We start from the raw sequence: 18025 nt of genomic DNA, 5'->3' as shown, positions 1-18025 counted from the left end.
AACGTATCTTTGTTCGTCATTTTGAAAGGGCTAGTCCTATATAATTTAGATGCCTTTGCCATATAGTCTAAACTCCAGTTTATAAAGCACAAGGAGTAACCAATGAAGCACTTTACCCTGTTTACTTTTCTGTATCTAGCAGCAGGAGCTTGCCTAACAGCGATCTTCCTTGGACATTCTGATATCGCTCCAAACCTTAAAACAATTCTGCTAATTAATGCTGGACTGTTATACCTTACTTCTGTCCTAAGTACTTTTCCCTTTTGGCGTAATCGCGTACTACAAAGCGAAGCGAGACTGCGCGATAAACCTGCTTGGGATCGGAATATTGTCATGATTATACCGATATTCCTCATTGTATTGATGCTTGTTATAACCATCCCCGACCTGGTGAATCACAACTGGGCAACTCCGGCAATCGCCAGATGGTCTATAGGGCTACTGGTCATCCTACTTAATGCAGAACAACTTTTTATCAGAAACAAAATTCGGCAAGAATCCTGATTACTAGACAGACAGTACAGGGAGATGGATGAGATTTTTTGTCAATGCGTAAGTTCTAGATTCAGCCCTTTCAAGGTGATGAAAATTGGTAATTACGAATTATTATCAAGCCTCTCCAATTAAATCAATCACTGCCTTTAACAGAGTGTCATCATGAAAGCTGCTCTTAGTTAAGTAGTAGTCTGCACCTGCTTCTAACCCTTGCAGTCGGTCTTCTTCCCGGTCTTTGTAAGAAACGATAATCACAGGTATTTGCTTCAACTTGGCATGAGTTTTTATCTGGCTGGTGAGTTCAAAGCCGTTCATCCGGGGCATATCAATATCTGTCACTACCAAGTCATAATCGCCACTGCGGATTGCATTCCAACCATCAATGCCATTAACCGCCACTTCAGCTTTGTAACCATTGTTTTCCAAAAGTTTGCGCTCCATTTCGCGCACAGTGATTGAATCATCCACTACTAATACTCGCTTGTAAGTTTTGGTAACTGCCTGATGAGCAGACTGATTTACCTGAGAAAGTTGTCCGCTGGAAAACACTTTAGCAATGGAACGGACTAAATCTTCAACATCGACAATCAACACCGGGGAACCATCATCCATCAGGGCGGCGGCGCTAATATTCGGGACTTTACCAAGGCGGGGATCTAGGGGACGGACAACCAAATTGCACTCGCCGAGAAACCGATCTACAACTAATCCATAACGATTGAGGCGATCGCTAATTACAATCACTGATAGCGATTCTATATTCACCGCAGGCGAGGCTAATTCTAAAACTTGACTTGCTAAAATCAACTCCACAGGTTGATTATTTATGACGAAAAATGGGCGATTTTCCGATACAGCAATCTTAGACTTCGATAATATCAACACCTCTTCAATGCGTGTCAGTCCAAAAGCATAAGGTTCGCCAGCAATTTCCACCAACAGGGTGCGAATCACTGATAGCGTTAGCGGTAACTGCAAGTGAAAGGTCATACCCCTTCCCAACACAGAAACCGCCCGCAGCGTGCCGCCAACTTCCCGCACTGTGCTATGGGCGATATCCAGCCCCACACCTCTACCCGAAATTTCAGTTACAGTCTGGGTTGTGGAGAAACCAGGTAAAAACAGGAACTCCATCAACTCAACTTCGGTAAGTTGGGCTGCCATTTCCGGGTTTGTCAGTTGTTTGCCGATCACAACTTGGCGCAAAAACTCGATATCGATTCCCCGCCCATCATCTGCAACGGTGATAAACAGCATTCCGGCGCGATGGGTAACTTCAATCCGAATAATTCCTTCTTCTGGCTTTCCGGCTGCTAGACGTTCCTGGGGCAATTCAATCCCATGATCGATCGCATTCCGCAGGATATGAGTCAACGGAGCTTCCAAACGTTCTAGAATATCTCGATCTACCAAAGTAGACTTACCAACGATTTCCAGTTTCACCCGTTTACTCAATTGTCTAGCTAAGTCGCGCACCATCCGCGGAAATCCCTGTCCCCCATCCGCAAAGGAACACATTCGAGTAGCAATAACTTCTTGATATAGGCGCTGGGCAAGGTTAGCAGAACGCTGAGAAAATTGTTCTAGTTCGTTTTGGCGATCGCTCATCATCTGGTAACATTCGTTAGCTTTTTGATGAGTTGCACTCAAGGTTTCTTTAATTTGCCGATCCAGATGATAGTTGCCCAATAACTCCTGCAACTTCTCCAGCAAGTTGGACAATTCCCCCTGATTGCTTCTCAGTTTCAGCAAAGAGTTAGCAAATGGTTCTAATAAATTCGCCTCAACTAAAGACTCTCCTGCTAAACCCATTAAGCGATTCAAATTTTCAGTACTCATTCGCACCGCCCGATTTTGGGTGATGCCCAGTTCTTCTAATGGGGATGGGGAAATAAGGGTTGTCTGTTGGTTGTCTTCTAACTGCGCTGTTGTTACTAAGGGATGAATTTCTGTAGAGGTTGCCTCTAGAGTTAAGATATTAGCGATCGCACTCACCAATGATTGAATGCCAACATCTTCTAACATCGGCAAATTTGGGTTGGATGTAACCGTTTCCGCTATCCGCAGGAGCATATCTACCCCTTGCAGCAATACATCAATGCGATCGGCAGTTAAGGTAACTTTTCCCTCTTGAGCCGCCACAAAGCAGTCTTCCATGACGTGGGCAAGGTTGACAACCGGATCGATTTGGACAATTCGCGCAGCGCCTTTGATACAATGGGCTGCCCGCATTAAAGCTGCCAGTTCTGGTTGGGGATCGGGCTTAGTTTCCAGTGCCAACAGGCGATCGTTCAATACCACAACTTGAGCTTTTACTTCCATGTTGAATAAATCAAGCAAGGAAAGATTGCTGACATCAAATTCTTCTAACATCACACCACCTTCCTAGCTAAGGTGGTGAATAACAATTCATCATCCAAATAACTGACACTGTGCGATTGCTCCATTTGCGATCCGCTAGGTTGCCAGTGAAATAATCCTTTAGTATAAGTTTGAGTCAGACTCTTGGGCGGATCTTGTAACTCATCCCGCTGAAATCGGTGTACTCCATAAAGTTCATCTACACCAAACACCCAAGTTTTATCTGCCTTTTCCAGCACCACCATGCGCGAATACACCACTGGACTCAGCGATTGTACTGCTGTATCGGCAGCTTCCAGATTCAACAGATCGCTCAAAGAAATACACAATCGCAATTCGCCTCGGATACTTACCAATCCCCGCAAAATTTGGTTGCTGCGATGCGGTAGGGTATGAATCACACTCGCAGGGGAAATTTCTTTAGTATTAATGCTATTTGCCTTTTCGCTAATTACTCCCAATCGAGCAGCGATCGCATTAGTGGCTTCTGCCAACTGCCGCATAGTGGTTTCCATCCGCACTATATCTTTTTGACTATCATTCGCTGCTGTCGTTGTTATTTGTGAAATGGCCGCAACTTGTTCCATTGCACTTACTAATTCTCTAGAGGTAGCGGAAATTTCTTTGGTAGCAGCAGCTACCTCATTAGTAGAGGCGACCTGTTCCGTGAGCGTCCCTTCTAATTGTTTACCCGAAACTGCTATTTGAGTAGCTGAGGTAGTCACTTGGATACCTGAATGCTGTACCTGACGAATCAGAGTGTTGAGATTCTGAGTCATGGTTTGGAAAGCAGTTAAAAGTCTATTCATTTCATCTTTGCTGTTGGAATCAGCCGTGACCTGAGTTGTTAAGTTCCCCGTGGAAATTTGCTCTGCAACCCTAACAACACCAAGAATCTGAAATGCAATTTGTCGAGCGATTATAAACCCAAAAATAATCGCAGTTATGGGGTCAATGGCAATTCCGACAGAAATCCAGAAAATACTGCGGGCCACATTCTGTTCGACTTCTTTTTGTGTATCTGATATGTAACCTTCATTAAGTTTCAAAAGTTTACCTGCTTGGTCATCAGTTATTTTAAATAATGGTTCTTCTCTATTTGCTCCCTCAGAATCCATGCGATTACGTAATTCAATTGGTGCTTGAACAATGGCAAAGTCTGATGTTTTTTCTTTTCCTTGACGTATTAATTCAATTTGTTTTTTCCAAGGATTGCGAATACCCAGCTGAGTGAATTGTTGTTCAATATCTAACAATTTCTCATGAGCTTGCTTCCAGGCATCCAGTTGTTCTTTAACTAAGCCATACTCTTTTTTTTCTTGTTCGCTTAATGGCGTTGCTTCGTACTGTTTAATACCTTCATTAATCTGTTTCCAAGCATCCTGGATTTGAGTTATTGCACCTTGTCTTTCACTAACAGTGACTTCAGGATCGAATAGTAACCGTTCTGCTGATTGGATTTGTGTCTGACCTTCGTTAATCTTCCATATTCCGGACACACTGGGGATGTTATCCGTCGCCAGTATGTTAATGTACTGATTTAACTCGTTGGTGGTGAACCATCCCAGCAAGGCCATCGTGAGTACAATCAGTCCCATGAAAAAAAATGAACCGATCAACCGTGTTTGCAAGGTCATGTTCTTGAACATTGGATATCCTACTGTTCCTCTGTTGCTGTAAAACGCATTCATCTCTTAAAATTCCCAAATCATAAACAAGATGAACAGTTTGTATTTTTATTTTTAAACAAATTATTAAGTAGCTAGCTTAGTTCAGAGACTAGCTTTTCCTTCTGACGTGAAAGTGTTGAGTCCTAAATAAGAAGTTTGAGTATCTGAGGTGGATGAATCCCAGTACTGCTCGGTTAAGAATATAGCGGTTCTCAGTTGAGTCCAATACAGACCTAACCCCCAGCCCCTTCCCTACAAGGGGAGTAAGACTCAAAGCCTCTCTTCTAAAAGGAGAGAGGTTTGGAGAGAGATCAAAGTTTACTGCATACAAACGAGAACCTAACCTACACATTTCTATTTTTTAGGCAAAACCTACACAATATTGCCTCCTACTCGATCTCCTCAGAACTGCTTATCTTTCGTTAATCGGTGAATTCTTTGCCAGAGAAGATTAGCACTATCCGCATTTCCTTGATGTTCTTTGAGTAATGCCAGATGAGTCAGCGCCTCTTGGTGAGTCGGTTGTAAATAAATTGCTTTTTGAAAAGATTGTGCCGCCCGCTCATTTTGTGCCATCGCTTGCTGCACCTGACCTAGTAAAAGATATGCTTCAGTACTCACCTGATTTTGGTTGAGATAATCGTTGCATAGTTTAACCGCCTCATCTAATCGACCTCGATCGGCTAAAGCTCTGGCTGTTTCTAACAAATTTACCTTTAAGTCTATTGGCGATATGGGGTTCTGGGAAGCAACATTTAACCTCTCTTGGGCGACAAATTTGGAATGGTTTTTTTTCGGTAGCTGTCGCTTGTTGAGAACATCTATATTTTTGTCTGTAAAGCCTTGTCTCTGAAGATTTGGATGATGATTTTTGCGAACATTTTCGCCTCCCGTGGACTTTCGATGAGCAACTACTGAATTTTGACGAACTGAGATCAATTGAGTTTTAAACAATAACCAAGTTTCAGCGTGTCCCACAAATAGCAAGCCTTCTTCCCTTAGCAACCTTTCTAAAACTTGAATGCTGCGCTCTTTTGTTGTCACATCGAAGTAAATCAACAGGTTACGGCAAAAGACTACATCATAAAGCGGCGTGTCAGCTAGAAAAGCCGGATCTGCCAAGTTGCCATTAATAAAATTCACCATACTTTTCACCTGTTCGCACAGGTGATATCCTGCCTCAGTTGCCTGAAAATAGCGCTCTTGAAACGATTGGCTATTGCCGCGAAACGAGTATTGATTGTAAATTGCTCGTTGGGCTTTTAGTAGGCACTTATTGCTAACATCAACAGCATCAATATGAATGTTTGTCGGATTTAATCCTGCTTCCAAAAGAGCGATCGCAATGGAATATGGTTCTTCACCCGTTGCACAGGGTACACTCAAAACCCGCAGCACACCCTGGGGATTTTTTGGCAACCATTCAGATAATACGTAATGCTTCAGAAGTGCAAAAGACTCTGGTTCTCGAAAAAACCAAGTTTCTGGAACAATTACAGTGTCAATCAGTGCTTCCCATTCCTGGGTAGATACCTGTAACTTCCCCAGATAGTGAGCAATATCCGTGATGCCGCAATCTGCCATGCGTTGATAAATTGCACTTGCGATCGCATCAGCACCAATAGAATTTGCATCCAAACCAATCTTGCTTTTTAGTAAAGCTTCAATAACAGATTGTGCCATTTATAGAATCTTCAGACCAATCTAAAATCTAGTATTGTGATGACTTTCTGGCAAGAGATTGACTTGCTGCGCTTCTGACAACAAGTACTCAATGCGAAGACACTGAATCATCCCTTGGTCATCAACAATCATTTTGCCCAAATATGGCGCTGTATCTATCTGGATATTGGAATCAGCAAATTTAGACTCAGACTGGTGTAATGTTTCTACAACTTGTTCTGTCATCAAACCCAAAATATAGGGAGCCTTAAGTTCTGTATTATTACTTCCCCAATAGTTGACTAGTATAATCCTAGTACTCAGGTACTCACTGGAGGGTTTACCACGCATCAACTGACATAAATCGATTACTGGTACAATGCGTCCCCGATAGTTAAAAACACCAGCGATATGCTCAGGCTGCTGGGGCAAACTTTTGAGTACAACAAGTGGTATTACTTCTATAACCTGTCGGCTTTCTATGGCATATCGCTCATTCCCAATATTGAGAAGTAACATTAACACTAATTTTCATCTCCAGTGCTAGCTTTGGTATTCCTTGTAGGCTATGCAAGGAAACCCAACACTAACAAATTTAATTTTCATCAGCAATACATGATACCCATTCTTTAAAGCTGCCATGTATGACAACATCTGTAAATTCATTGCCGAAAACTTCAAAGATGATTTAGCAACATGGTTACTAGGTTCACCGATTAAATTAACAGAACTTAGCCCTACTGAATTATCAAGCGAACCAATTCGCGCCGATTCGTTAATTTTATTGCAATCTGATGATTTAGTTCTACATACCGAATTTCAAACCAACCCTGATGAAGATATTCTCTTTCGGATGTTAGATTATCGAGTTAGGGTTTATCGCCGCTTTCCTAACAAAGAAATGCGTCAAATAGTAATCTATTTGAGAAAAACCAATTCAGAATTAGTCATTGAAAATAGTTTTAGATTAAATAACACTTACCATCAGTTTGAGGTAATACGCCTGTGGGAACAACCAACAGACAGGTTTATGAGTATTCCAGGTCTATTACCCTTTGCCGTGCTAAGTCAAACAAACGATCCTACAATGGTATTAACCCAAGTAGCCAAAGCAGTTGAAGCGATTAGCGATCGCCAGCTACAAAGAAATATAAGTGCTGCCAGTGGTATTTTAGCAGGTCTGGTGTTAAAGAAAGATGTAATTAGCAAGATTTTAAGGAGTGAGATTATGCGCGAATCAGTCATTTATCAACAAATCCTAGAAGAAGGCGAAGCCAAAGGTAAAGCAGAAGGCAAAGCAGAAGGTAAAGCAGAAACAACAAGAAAGTTGGCTTTAAATTTGTTGCGAATTGGAATGAGTTTAGAACAAATTGCTCAAGTTACTGAATTATCTCTTGAGCAAATTCAAGTTTTACAAGAGGAGATTCAAAATCTTTAATTTTAATTGATCGCTTTATAAAATACGTGCCTATACAAGCAAAACCCGCGAAGAATGCGGGTTTTGGAGTTTTTATGAGTCAGTGCAGACGGACTTGGTTTTTGTAGACGCGATTTTTAATCGCCTTATTTATTTAATCAAACTAAAACTCAGCACTTTGCGGTGTACGCGGGAAGGGAATCACATCACGAATATTTCCCATACCCGTCATAAATTGCACGAGTCGTTCAAAACCTAGTCCAAAACCCGCGTGAGGAACAGTACCATAACGACGCAAATCAAGATACCACCACAAGTCTTCTGGGTTTAATCCTTGCGCTAACACGCGGCGTTCTAGAACTTCTAGGCGTTCTTCGCGCTGAGAACCGCCGACAATTTCGCCAATTTTCGGTGCGAGAATATCCATTGCGCGGACGGTTTTTTCATCATCGTTCAAGCGCATGTAAAAGGCTTTGATTTGCGCTGGGTAATCTGTGACAATTACTGGCTTTTTAAACTGTTGTTCAGCTAGGTAGCGTTCGTGTTCTGATTGTAAATCTAAACCCCAACTCACAGGATATTCAAATTTGACATCGGCTTTTTCTAAAAGTGCGATCGCTTCTGTATAAGTTAACCGTTCAAACTGATTATTAATAATATTTTCGGCTGTCGCTAACACAGATTTATCAATGCGTTCATTGAAAAATTCCATGTCTTCTGGGCAAGTTTCCAACACATATTTAAAAATGTGTTTGAGAAATGCCTCAGCTAAATCCATATCGTCTTCTAAGTCACAAAAAGCCATTTCTGGCTCAACCATCCAAAATTCTGCTAGGTGGCGGGAGGTGTTGGAATTTTCTGCACGGAAGGTAGGGCCAAAGGTGTACACGTTGCTAAACGCCATCGCCATCACTTCCGCTTCCAATTGACCGCTAACTGTTAAATATGTGGGTTTAGCAAAAAAGTCTTGGCTGTAATCTACTGCTTGGTTTTCTGTGCGGGGAATATTCTTTAAATCTAAACTGGTAACGCTAAACAGTTCACCCGCGCCTTCGCAATCGCTAGCGGTAATAATGGGTGTGTGTACCCACAAAAAGCCTCTTTCTTGGAAAAATTGGTGAATTGCTGTCGAACAAGCATTTCTGACGCGGAAAACTGCACCAAAAGAATTAGTCCGCGATCGCAAATGTCCAATGGTTCGCAGAAACTCAAAGGAATGGCGTTTCTTTTGCAGAGGATATGTATCGGGATCAGCTTCCCCGTAAACTTTCACTGTCTCGGCTTTCAACTCAATTCGCTGTCCTTTACCAAGGGAAGCCACTAGTACCCCTGTCGCTTCCACAGCAGCACCCGTATTCAATTTTTTCAAGATAGCTTCATAATCTGGCAAATCCTGATTAATGACGACTTGCAAATTAGCTAGTGATGAGCCGTCATTGACTTCAATAAAAGCAAATCCTTTGGACTCGCGCTTCGTCCGCACCCAGCCTTGAACTAGGAGAGAGTCATCAGGTTGGCCACTTCGCAATATTTCTGCAATTCGTCGATTTACCATATTTACCCAGCATAAGACTTTAATATCCAGCCTATGATAACGCCCATTCCACCAAAGCGAACTACTTGCCAGAAAGGTTTCTTCAGGCTACGCCAAGAAAATAACTGGCTTTCTAAGTTTAGTTCTAGCATTTCCAACTGCCGTTGAATTTGCCGTAACTCTGCTTTGATTCCTGGTGTCTGAGATTTATTGTGCTTTAGTTGATCGCGGTGCTGTTGCCATTGTGCCTGTTGTTGACGATCGCGTTGCACTTGATCGTAACGTTCTCTTAAGGATAAGAGCGATCGCTCTACTTCCTCTAATTCTTGTTCAAAATCCGGTTCAGGATTTTCGGCTGACGACTGTGATTGTTTAGACGGCTTCATGTACAAGTAGTAAACTAAGATTAAATGTGAACCAATAGTCATTAGTCATTGGTGAGCCAGTGCGGTCTTGGGGGTTTCCCCCATGAGCAACTGGCGTTAGCGAAGCGATAGCGACGCAGGAGCGTCACCCGAAGGGTCATTAGTCATTTTCGGTTATTCACCAAGGACAAAGGACAAAGGACTTAAAATTATGTCTCAATCTACTCAGCTGCCTAAAACCAGTCAACTGAATGAACTTAGTACTTTGGAACTAGCTCAAGCCCTCATGGAAAGGCTGACTATTTCCCCTAACGATTGGCATCGCCTCAAGTCTAACCGCAATTCCCGCGCTAATGAACAAGTGGCAGCAGCGATTGTGTATCTTTTAAAGAATCAGCCAGAAGAAGCTCAAGCTAGATTAGAACAGGCAGTTGGTTGGTTAGATCGCTCCATTTCTGCCCCTCCCTGCCCAACTCACGGGAAGTAGAGAATAAGGAATAGAGAATAGGGAATAGTTAATAAAAAACAATCAACTAATAACTTTCCCCACTCCCTTCTTACCGTAGCAGAGATAAACGAGGACGATTTTCCATTTGTTTACGAAGCCTCAATTCTGTGCCTTTGCGGTTCCACTCTACCTGATCAAAAATTTGATGTAGAAGACATAAACCACGACCATTTTCTGACTCATCTGGTGGAAGATAGTCTGTTGGTTCTTCATTACTAGTAGATGAAGGAGTAAAGCCACTACCCTGGTCTGATATTATCCACCAATATTGATTATCTATTACGGAAAAACGAACTACAACTGTTTTACTCGGATCGAGATTATTACCATGTTTGGCTGCGTTGACTAGGGCTTCTTGAAGTCCTAGCCGCAGTTCTGCTTGTAATCTTGCTGGAATTTCTGCCAACAATAAGTCTAATATTGGACAAAGGTAGAGGGTTGAGGCAAAACTAATAGTGCCCCAATAACGTCCAACTGGACGGAGTGAAATAGTAATCACAAGAGAAACCCCATAGCTTTCAGTTAGCTAGACATCAGTTTGCTATTACAGGCACCCTGATAAAACTTGAGGTGGTCATGCTGCCTTCAAACTTGCGTCTTTAAAACTAAATTTTGAAAATGCTAGGGAGCATTAGCTCTATAGTATGAGTTGGAATTGTTTAGATAGATAACGGCTGGAATAGTTTTGATAACGAATTAAGCAACTTAAAAAGATGCTAGTAATTTGACAGAGTATTGGCATACTCTAGTTAATTGCCGATTTGTAATTTACACAATCCAATTCATATTTTTAAGAACCTATGCAACTTGAATTTATTTAAACAAAACGAATTTTTATTTTTAGCTTAATTCAATTTTAGCATCTTTAGTATGCACTAGACTAAAAATTTCAAATTTCAGTTTTTGTAAAGGAATTAATATCCTTGTGCGAATGTGATAGCACAAGAAAGGCAGCAGCTTCAACATGAGCCGTTTGAGGAAAAAAATCGGCAGGTTGCACCCGTGTGATGGTATATTGCCCATCTTGACAAAGTAATTTCAAGTCGCGGGCGAGGGTGGCTACTTTACAGCTGACGTAAACAATCCGAGATGGTTTCAATTGCCGTAAAGTGTCGATGACAGCGCGATCGCACCCCTTTCGTGGCGGATCGAGTATTACTACTTCTGGTATTGTGCCCATTTTGGGAAGCAATTTCTCTACTGCCCCGACTTGGAATGTTGCATTATCAATTCCGTTGCGGTGGGCATTCAAAATAGCTTGTTCGACTGCTGCTGGTTGCACTTCTAATCCTGTGGCTTGTCGTACTTTTTTGGCGAGGGGTAAAGTTAAAGTCCCAATACCGCAGTAGGCATCAACTAGCAACTCATGCCCTTGAAGATTGAGTTCTGATTGAATTATCTGCAATAGTGCCTCTGCTGTTTCTGTATACACTTGGAAAAATGTATCTGGGCGCACTTGAAATTCCAGTCCAGCAAAATTTTCACGCAGGTGGGGGACTCCAGCGATGCAACGGGTTTCTGATCCAAAGATAGCATTTGTGCGATCGCCATTGCGGTTGAGCGACACTCCTACTAACTGCGGATAGCGCTTTAACCATTCCTGGGCTTGGGTTTCAATTCCTGATAAATTCCAGTCCTTCACCACCAAAGTCAGCAACATTTCCCCAGTGTGTCGGCCAATGCGTAAACCGAGATGGCGAATTTTCCCTTGGTGACGTTGTTCGTCATAAATTTGCCAACCCTGTTGTTGAATATCCTGCTTAACTTCGGCAAGCAAGGGATTTAATCGCGCGTCTTGGACTGGACATTGATTTAAGTTAATTAATTGGTGACTACCTTTTTGATAGTAACCAGCTTGTACCTGTCCTGTTGCCGATAGCAAGAGAGGATATGTAGATTTATTACGGTAGGCGAAAGCAGAAGGGGCAGCTAGTACCGGATCTACTGGTGGTTGGATAAAACCGCCAATGCGTTCTAAAGCTTGGATAACTTGATTTTGCTTGGCTACTAGCTGGTAATCATAATTAATATGCTGCCACTGGCAACCACCGCACTTATCCGCCACAATACAACTAGGTCTGATCCTGTGGGGGGATGGTGACAATAGCTGTTGAAGCTTACCGTGGCCGTATTTGGGTTTAACATGTACTAAGCGGACAATAGCGCGATCGCCTGGAACAGTATCCGGGACAAACACTACACGCTCATCAGCACGCCCCACACCATCGCCTGTATCAGTCAGATCAGCGATCGTAACTTCAATTAATTCACCCTGTTGCCAAATTATTTTAGTCATTAGTCATTAGTCATTAGTCATTGGTCATTGGTCATTGGTCATTGGGCATTAGTTATTTTCTCCCTACTCCTCACTCTTTGATCTTGCCAAATAGATAAATTCAATACATAAGTAGCTCCGATCCCTTCACTTGTGTACCTCCGACTCGCTAAACTAACAGATAATATTTCAGGTGATTTCAATAATCATGACTGTAATTAGCCAAGTTATTCTCAAAGCCGACGACGAACTGCGTTATCCCAGCAGTGGCGAACTTAAAAATATCAAAGACTTTTTGCAAACCGGCGTGCAACGGACGCGGATTGCAGCTACCTTAGCTGAAAACGAAAAAAAGATAGTTCAGGAAGCAACCAAACAACTTTGGCAAAAGCGTCCTGACTTTATCTCCCCTGGAGGTAATGCTTACGGAGAACGCCAACGCTCTCTATGTATCCGTGATTTTGGCTGGTACTTACGCCTAATTACCTATGGTGTGCTTGCCGGTGACAAAGAGCCAATTGAAAAAATCGGTTTGATTGGTGTGCGGGAAATGTACAATTCATTGGGCGTTCCCGTGCCGGGAATGGTAGAAGCTATCACTTCCCTGAAAACAGCCTCCCTTAGCTTACTGAGTGCGGAAGACGCTACCCAAGCATCACCCTACTTTGATTACATCATTCAAGCGATGTCTTAATACAAGGTGTGTGCTGGTTCTAGGAGTTTACTTCTGGTCTACTAGAGTGAGTACAAGATATTAGCACTCGATAGGCATAAGATCCCCAATTTGATCATACCCTCCCCACATTTGGTAGTGGCTGTGGCAAAATCTTTGTCAAGTTATCAACCAGTTGTGGGGAAATTTTATGAGTATGAGTATTGGGCATGGAGCAAAACAGTTCTGAGTTTTGAGTCCTGAGTAAATAAGTGAGATTTCTTACTCAATACAGAGTAAACCCCAGCTACCCGCTAACAGCACTCATGAGGGGTATGGGGCATTGGGTGTTCCAATACAAAAAACCGACAGTCCTTGGTTAAGGCTGTCGGCAATTAAGTGTGTTCCCTATTAATGACTCGGCTAGAGTTCAGTTGTCATTAATTATGCCTAGTTAGCGATCGCAGGGAGACGATCCTAATCATCTATAAGTGTGATTGTCGTCACTTGATTGTTACAGCTAAACTGCATATACCCGAATAATCTCTGAGTACAGTAGATTTATGTAAGTTAAGTAGCTAGGAATTTCACTGAGATTCCAAAGTCAAGTTATATTTAAAAATTAAAATCTCTGGTGTTAGAGGGAAGGTTTACTAGATTCAGCTTTAGCTCAACCTCAAGTAACATTTGAAGGGGAACTTCTCTATTCTACAATTCACGAGCAAGCAGCAGCTTATCTATACCATCTAGCCATGAACCATCCCTTTGTAGATAGATGGCAACAAGCGCACTGCTTTTGCTGTCTATAGATACCTTTACCACCTTGAACAACTACAGTTTGAATTTATCAAACGAACAAGCTTACCGGGAAATTTATCAAGAAGAGTTATCTGCATTTATACAACTGCACTTACAGGGCAAGTAAATCGATAGAATAATGCTCTGTACAATTGGTGCATAATTTCCATGACCGCCACATCTCCTGCTTTCTTTTCCCCTCAAGAAATCGCTGCTGAAGGTCTTAAGCCAGAAGAATACGCAGAAATTGTCCATCGGTTAGGGCGTCATCCCAACAAAGCTGAACTGGGAATGTTTGGGGTAATGTGGTCTGAGCATTGCTGTTACAAAAATTCTCGACCTCTACTCAAACAATTTCCCATCGATGGCCCCCGTATCCTTGTGGGGCCTGGTGAAAATGCTGGTGTTGTAGACTTGGGCGATGGACTCCAACTAGCTTTTAAGATTGAATCCCACAACCACCCCTCAGCGGTCGAACCCTTTCAGGGAGCCGCAACAGGAGTAGGAGGGATTCTCAGAGATATCTTTACAATGGGGGCGCGTCCCATTGCCATACTAAATTCGCTGCGCTTTGGTTCCCTAGAAGATGTCAAAACCCAACGCCTGTTTAGTGGTGTGGTGGCAGGAATCTCTCATTATGGTAACTGTGTGGGAGTACCTACTGTTGGCGGCGAAGTTTACTTTGACTCTGCTTACTCTGGTAATCCTCTGGTGAACGTTATGGCACTAGGGTTGATGGAAACATCAGAAATCGTCAAATCTGGAGCATCTGGCTTAGGGAACCCCGTACTGTATGTTGGTTCCACCACTGGGCGCGACGGCATGGGAGGCGCGAGTTTTGCCAGTGCAGAATTGAGCGATCAATCCATAGACGATCGCCCTGCGGTACAGGTGGGCGATCCATTTTTGGAAAAGTCGTTAATTGAAGCTTGTCTGGAGGCGTTTAAGACAGGTGCAGTTGTCGCCGCCCAAGATATGGGAGCCGCAGGTATCACCTGTTCTACCTCCGAGATGGCGGCAAAAGGTGGTGTGGGAATTGAACTAGATTTAGATAAGATTCCCGTAAGAGAAACGGGGATGGTTCCTTATGAATATCTGCTTTCGGAATCTCAAGAACGAATGCTGTTTGTTGCACACAAGGGGCGTGAGCAGGAATTAATCGATATTTTTCATCGTTGGGGACTTCAAGCCGTTGTCGCTGGTACAGTCATCGCTGAACCGATCGTGCGGATTCTCTTTCAGGGTGAAATAGCAGCAGAAATTCCCGCTGAGGCCTTGGCAGAGAATACCCCACTGTATCATCGGGAGTTGTTGGCAGAAGCACCAGAATATGCTCGTCAAGCTTGGGAATGGACTGCTGATTCTTTACCTGATTGCACAACTGCTGGAATAGAACTCGAAGGACACCTGCAAAGCTGGAATGATATTCTCTTAACTTTGCTCGATACACCGACGATCGCTTCTAAAAATTGGGTATATCGTCAGTATGACCATCAAGTACAAAATAATACGGTAATACTGCCAGGTGGTGCAGATGCCGCTGTTATCCGCTTGCGCCCACTTGAAGAAATCCCCAATCTAAAATCCCAAATCCCCAATCTAAAATTAGGGGTGGCGGCGACGGTAGATTGCAATCCTCGTTATGTTTATCTTGACCCCTACGAAGGAGCTAAGGCAGTGGTGGCAGAAGCTGCACGCAATCTTAGCTGTGTGGGTGCAGAACCTCTGGCGGTGACGGATAACCTAAATTTTGGCTCTCCAGAAAAACCAATTGGTTACTGGCAATTGGCAGAAGCTTGTCGCGGTTTAGCAGAAGGTTGCCGAGAATTGGCAACACCCGTTACAGGTGGAAATGTCTCTTTGTACAATGAAACCCTCGATTCTCAAGGCATCCCACAACCCATTTATCCCACTCCGGTTGTGGGTATGGTGGGCTTGATTCCTGATATAACCAAAATTTGTGGTCAAAGTTGGCAAGCAGCCGGCAATGTGATTTATCTTCTCGGATTGCCTCTGGCATCCAACATCAGTTTGGGAGCATCTGAATATTTAGCCACTATCCACAAGACTGTTGCCGGAAAACCGCCACGGGTAGATTTTGACTTGGAACGCCGCGTCCAGAAAGTTTGTCGTGAAGGAATTCGTAATGGTTGGGTACGTTCAGCCCATGATTCTGCTGAGGGAGGAGTAGCGATCGCAATAGCAGAATGTTGTATTGCTGGCAACCTGGGTGCCGAAATCAATTTAGAAATAGCACCAACGCAGTTAAACCGCTTAGATGAGGTGTTGTTTGCCGAAGGTGGTGCCAGGATTTTAGTTTCTGTCGCATCAGCACAGCAAGAAATTTGGGAATCATATTTACAGGAACATCTGGGTAAAGAGTGGCAAAAACTGGGTCAGGTTAGTAATTTTGAGACGGGTTTGGGGGTTTTCAGCACTGATAACCAAACCTTAATCAAAGTTAGTATCGAAGATATGAGCGATCGCTATTCCCATGCGATCGCCAGACGGATTGCCATCCACACTAATACCCCCAGTTAAAGAAGTTAGGAGTTCAAACTGAGGAGTTAGGAATAAAAAGCATAACTCCTAACTCCTCACTCTTTTATTAGCGTCTCTGAGCATAATTACGGTACTGTTTTAATGGATGGTTAAAGATTTGTTAAGAACTCTGCCACCATTTATATAATCCCAGTGACTTGACCCCCCCACCAGGAGCAAAGCTAGCATGATTTCTATTCATTCTGTCACTTCGGATGAATACCCCGACCAGACCAACAACCCAATCAATAGTCATGAAAATCAGCCTGACAAGCCAGAAGAAGCTTGTGGTGTTTTTGGCATCTATGCCCCAGGAGAAAACGTTGCTAAACTGACCTACTTTGGATTGTATGCCCTCCAGCATCGGGGTCAAGAATCAGCTGGTATTGCCACCTTTGAGGGTACACAAGTACATCTCCACAAAGATATGGGCTTGGTGTCTCAAGTTTTCAATGAATCCATCTTGGATCAATTGCCCGGTAGCCTTGCTGTTGGTCACACTCGCTATTCGACCACCGGTTCTAGCCGCAAAGTTAATGCCCAACCCGCAGTACTAGAAACCCGTTTAGGTTCATTAGCTCTTGCACATAATGGCAATTTAGTCAATACAGTGCAATTACGTCAAGAGTTGCTTGAGAATAAATGTAACTTAGTCACAACAACAGACTCAGAAATGATCGCTTTTGCGATCGCCGGAGCGATCAATGCTGGTGCAGATTGGATAGAAGGGGCAATTCAAGCATTTCAGCGTTGCAAAGGAGCCTTTAGTTTAGCTATTGGCACTCCCAGTGGCGTTATGGGTGTCCGCGATCCTAATGGCATTCGCCCCCTTGTAATCGGCACTTTGGCTGGTAATCCAGTCCGTTACGTTTTGGCTTCCGAGACTTGTGGTTTAGACATCATTGGAGCCGAATATCTGCGAGACGTAGAACCAGGTGAATTAGTTTGGATTACTGAAGAAGGTTTGGCTTCCTATCATTGGAGTCAACAGTCCGAGCGCAAATTGTGTATCTTTGAGATGATTTACTTTGCCCGCCCTGATAGTGTCATGCACAACGAGAGTTTGTACAGCTACCGAATGCGGTTAGGGCACCAATTAGCGAAAGAATCTGTTGTAGATGCCGATATTGTCTTTGGTGTTCCTGATTCTGGTATACCTGCTGCTATTGGATTTTCCCAAGCTTCTGGTGTTGCTTACGCTGAAGGACTGATTAAAAATCGCTACGTTGGGCGAACTTTCATTCAACCAACCCAAACCATGCGAGAGTCGGGTATTCGCATGAAACTCAACCCCCTCAAAGATGTGCTGGCAGGTAAACGAGTAATTATTGTAGACGACTCGATTGTACGCGGTACTACCAGCCGTAAGCTAGTCAAAACTTTGCGTGACGCAGGTGCAATAGAGGTACACATGCGAATTTCTTCTCCGCCTGTAACTCATCCCTGCTTCTATGGCATCGATACCGATTCTCAGGATCAGCTAATCGCAGCTACCAAGTCAGTAGCGGAAATTGCCAAGCAACTGGAAGTAGACAGCCTTGCTTATCTCAGTTGGGAGGGAATGCTAGAAGCGACACGAGAAGACACCAATAGTTTCTGTTCTGCCTGCTTCACTGGAGATTATCCCGTCGCGATTCCCGATCAAGTGAAGCGTTCTAAGCTGATCTTAGAAAAAGTAGTGGTATAGGGACTGGGGGATTAGGGACATGAGAATCACTACCCAGTCCCCAGTCCCCAATCCCCAGAC

General features: G+C 43.3%; 15 protein-coding genes and 1 pseudogene. 8 read left to right on the top strand and 8 right to left on the bottom strand.

Annotated features, from left to right (window positions below):
* Positions 1-102: 102 nt before the first annotated feature.
* Positions 103-504 carry a hypothetical protein gene (locus HWQ44_RS08610; protein ID WP_292717547.1) on the top strand — a complete coding sequence of 134 codons (402 nt, stop codon included), beginning with the start codon at positions 103-105 and terminating at the stop codon, positions 502-504.
* Between the two features lie 105 nt (positions 505-609).
* Here HWQ44_RS08610 and HWQ44_RS08605 read toward each other — a convergent pair whose 3' ends face one another.
* The 4 genes from HWQ44_RS08605 to HWQ44_RS08590 all read right to left on the bottom strand — a co-directional run bounded on the left by HWQ44_RS08605 (position 610) and on the right by HWQ44_RS08590 (position 6707).
* Positions 610-2868 (bottom strand): hybrid sensor histidine kinase/response regulator, encoded by a 2259-nt coding sequence (locus HWQ44_RS08605; RefSeq protein ID WP_292717544.1) that lies wholly within the window; start codon positions 2866-2868, stop codon positions 610-612.
* Positions 2868-4505: an MCP four helix bundle domain-containing protein gene (locus HWQ44_RS08600; protein WP_292717541.1), complete on the bottom strand. Its 1638-nt coding sequence runs from the start codon at positions 4503-4505 to the stop codon at positions 2868-2870. Before HWQ44_RS08600 ends, HWQ44_RS08605 begins: the two co-directional genes overlap by 1 nt.
* A 423-nt stretch (positions 4506-4928) precedes the next feature.
* Positions 4929-6209, bottom strand: coding sequence for a CheR family methyltransferase (locus HWQ44_RS08595; protein WP_292717539.1), 1281 nt, complete (start codon positions 6207-6209; stop codon positions 4929-4931).
* A gap of 21 nt (positions 6210-6230) precedes the next feature.
* Positions 6231-6707 (bottom strand): chemotaxis protein CheW, encoded by a 477-nt coding sequence (locus HWQ44_RS08590; protein ID WP_292717536.1) that lies wholly within the window; start codon positions 6705-6707, stop codon positions 6231-6233.
* A 121-nt stretch (positions 6708-6828) separates the two neighbouring features.
* On the opposite strand from HWQ44_RS08590, the gene HWQ44_RS08585 reads away from it, so the two are divergent.
* A complete protein-coding gene (locus tag HWQ44_RS08585) occupies positions 6829-7626 on the top strand; it encodes an Rpn family recombination-promoting nuclease/putative transposase (RefSeq protein ID WP_292717533.1) in 798 nt (265 codons plus the stop codon).
* Between the two features lie 142 nt (positions 7627-7768).
* Here the strand turns inward: HWQ44_RS08585 and asnS are convergent, their stop codons facing one another.
* Together asnS and HWQ44_RS08575 are read right to left on the bottom strand one after the other, a co-directional pair.
* Complete coding sequence (gene asnS, locus HWQ44_RS08580; protein WP_292717531.1) at positions 7769-9160, bottom strand: asparagine--tRNA ligase; 1392 nt, start codon at positions 9158-9160, stop codon at positions 7769-7771.
* Positions 9161-9162: 2 nt separating this feature from the next.
* Positions 9163-9525, bottom strand: a complete 363-nt coding sequence (locus HWQ44_RS08575) for a hypothetical protein (RefSeq protein WP_292717842.1) — start codon at positions 9523-9525, stop codon at positions 9163-9165.
* A 190-nt stretch (positions 9526-9715) separates the two neighbouring features.
* On the opposite strand from HWQ44_RS08575, the gene HWQ44_RS08570 reads away from it, so the two are divergent.
* On the top strand, positions 9716-9991 hold the full coding sequence (locus tag HWQ44_RS08570) for a DUF6439 family protein (protein ID WP_292717528.1): 276 nt from the start codon (positions 9716-9718) through the stop codon (positions 9989-9991).
* Positions 9992-10061: 70 nt separating this feature from the next.
* Here the strand turns inward: HWQ44_RS08570 and HWQ44_RS08565 are convergent, their stop codons facing one another.
* Together HWQ44_RS08565 and rlmD are read right to left on the bottom strand one after the other, a co-directional pair.
* Positions 10062-10511 (bottom strand): anti-sigma regulatory factor, encoded by a 450-nt coding sequence (locus tag HWQ44_RS08565; RefSeq protein WP_292717525.1) that lies wholly within the window; start codon positions 10509-10511, stop codon positions 10062-10064.
* 390 nt (positions 10512-10901) lie between these two features.
* A complete protein-coding gene (rlmD, locus tag HWQ44_RS08560) occupies positions 10902-12308 on the bottom strand; it encodes a 23S rRNA (uracil(1939)-C(5))-methyltransferase RlmD (protein ID WP_292717522.1) in 1407 nt (468 codons plus the stop codon).
* Positions 12309-12495: 187 nt separating this feature from the next.
* Here rlmD and apcD point away from each other — a divergent pair, with 187 nt between their 5' ends.
* The 5 genes and pseudogenes from apcD to purF all read left to right on the top strand — a co-directional run bounded on the left by apcD (position 12496) and on the right by purF (position 17965).
* On the top strand, positions 12496-12981 hold the full coding sequence (gene apcD, locus HWQ44_RS08555; protein ID WP_292717519.1) for an allophycocyanin subunit alpha-B: 486 nt from the start codon (positions 12496-12498) through the stop codon (positions 12979-12981).
* A gap of 665 nt (positions 12982-13646) precedes the next feature.
* Positions 13647-13748: pseudogene (locus HWQ44_RS08550) on the top strand (hypothetical protein); the annotation flags it as partial.
* Positions 13715-13864 carry a hypothetical protein gene (locus HWQ44_RS08545; protein WP_292717516.1) on the top strand — a complete coding sequence of 50 codons (150 nt, stop codon included), beginning with the start codon at positions 13715-13717 and terminating at the stop codon, positions 13862-13864. The pseudogene HWQ44_RS08550 and the gene HWQ44_RS08545, both read left to right, overlap by 34 nt.
* A 41-nt stretch (positions 13865-13905) precedes the next feature.
* Entirely contained in the window at positions 13906-16278 is a 2373-nt protein-coding gene (purL, locus tag HWQ44_RS08540) for a phosphoribosylformylglycinamidine synthase subunit PurL (protein ID WP_292717513.1), read from the top strand.
* Positions 16279-16465: 187 nt separating this feature from the next.
* Positions 16466-17965 (top strand): amidophosphoribosyltransferase, encoded by a 1500-nt coding sequence (purF, locus tag HWQ44_RS08535; protein WP_292717510.1) that lies wholly within the window; start codon positions 16466-16468, stop codon positions 17963-17965.
* The last annotated feature ends 60 nt before the right edge of the window (positions 17966-18025 follow it).

This window comes from Nostoc sp. JL34, assembly GCF_017114945.1.
In the GTDB taxonomy this organism is placed as follows: domain Bacteria; phylum Cyanobacteriota; class Cyanobacteriia; order Cyanobacteriales; family Nostocaceae; genus Nostoc.
The sequence above is the reverse complement of the archived record's forward strand: the minus strand, read 5'-3'. Positions and strand labels throughout refer to the sequence as shown.

Excerpts from the sequence above, each read along its gene's own strand:
- HWQ44_RS08590 (WP_292717536.1), bottom strand. The coding sequence starts at position 6,707 with ATGTTACTTCTCAATATTGGGAATGAGCGATATGCCATAGAAAGCCGA.
- purL (WP_292717513.1), top strand. The coding sequence starts at position 13,906 with ATGACCGCCACATCTCCTGCTTTCTTTTCCCCTCAAGAAATCGCTGCT.
- HWQ44_RS08605 (WP_292717544.1), bottom strand. The coding sequence starts at position 2,868 with ATGTTAGAAGAATTTGATGTCAGCAATCTTTCCTTGCTTGATTTATTC.
- HWQ44_RS08600 (WP_292717541.1), bottom strand. The coding sequence starts at position 4,505 with ATGTTCAAGAACATGACCTTGCAAACACGGTTGATCGGTTCATTTTTT.
- HWQ44_RS08570 (WP_292717528.1), top strand. The coding sequence starts at position 9,716 with ATGTCTCAATCTACTCAGCTGCCTAAAACCAGTCAACTGAATGAACTT.
- apcD (WP_292717519.1), top strand. The coding sequence starts at position 12,496 with ATGACTGTAATTAGCCAAGTTATTCTCAAAGCCGACGACGAACTGCGT.
- rlmD (WP_292717522.1), bottom strand. The coding sequence starts at position 12,308 with ATGACTAAAATAATTTGGCAACAGGGTGAATTAATTGAAGTTACGATC.
- HWQ44_RS08545 (WP_292717516.1), top strand. The coding sequence starts at position 13,715 with ATGGCAACAAGCGCACTGCTTTTGCTGTCTATAGATACCTTTACCACC.
- HWQ44_RS08575 (WP_292717842.1), bottom strand. The coding sequence starts at position 9,525 with ATGAAGCCGTCTAAACAATCACAGTCGTCAGCCGAAAATCCTGAACCG.
- HWQ44_RS08610 (WP_292717547.1), top strand. The coding sequence starts at position 103 with ATGAAGCACTTTACCCTGTTTACTTTTCTGTATCTAGCAGCAGGAGCT.
- HWQ44_RS08595 (WP_292717539.1), bottom strand. The coding sequence starts at position 6,209 with ATGGCACAATCTGTTATTGAAGCTTTACTAAAAAGCAAGATTGGTTTG.
- asnS (WP_292717531.1), bottom strand. The coding sequence starts at position 9,160 with ATGGTAAATCGACGAATTGCAGAAATATTGCGAAGTGGCCAACCTGAT.
- purF (WP_292717510.1), top strand. The coding sequence starts at position 16,466 with ATGATTTCTATTCATTCTGTCACTTCGGATGAATACCCCGACCAGACC.
- HWQ44_RS08585 (WP_292717533.1), top strand. The coding sequence starts at position 6,829 with ATGTATGACAACATCTGTAAATTCATTGCCGAAAACTTCAAAGATGAT.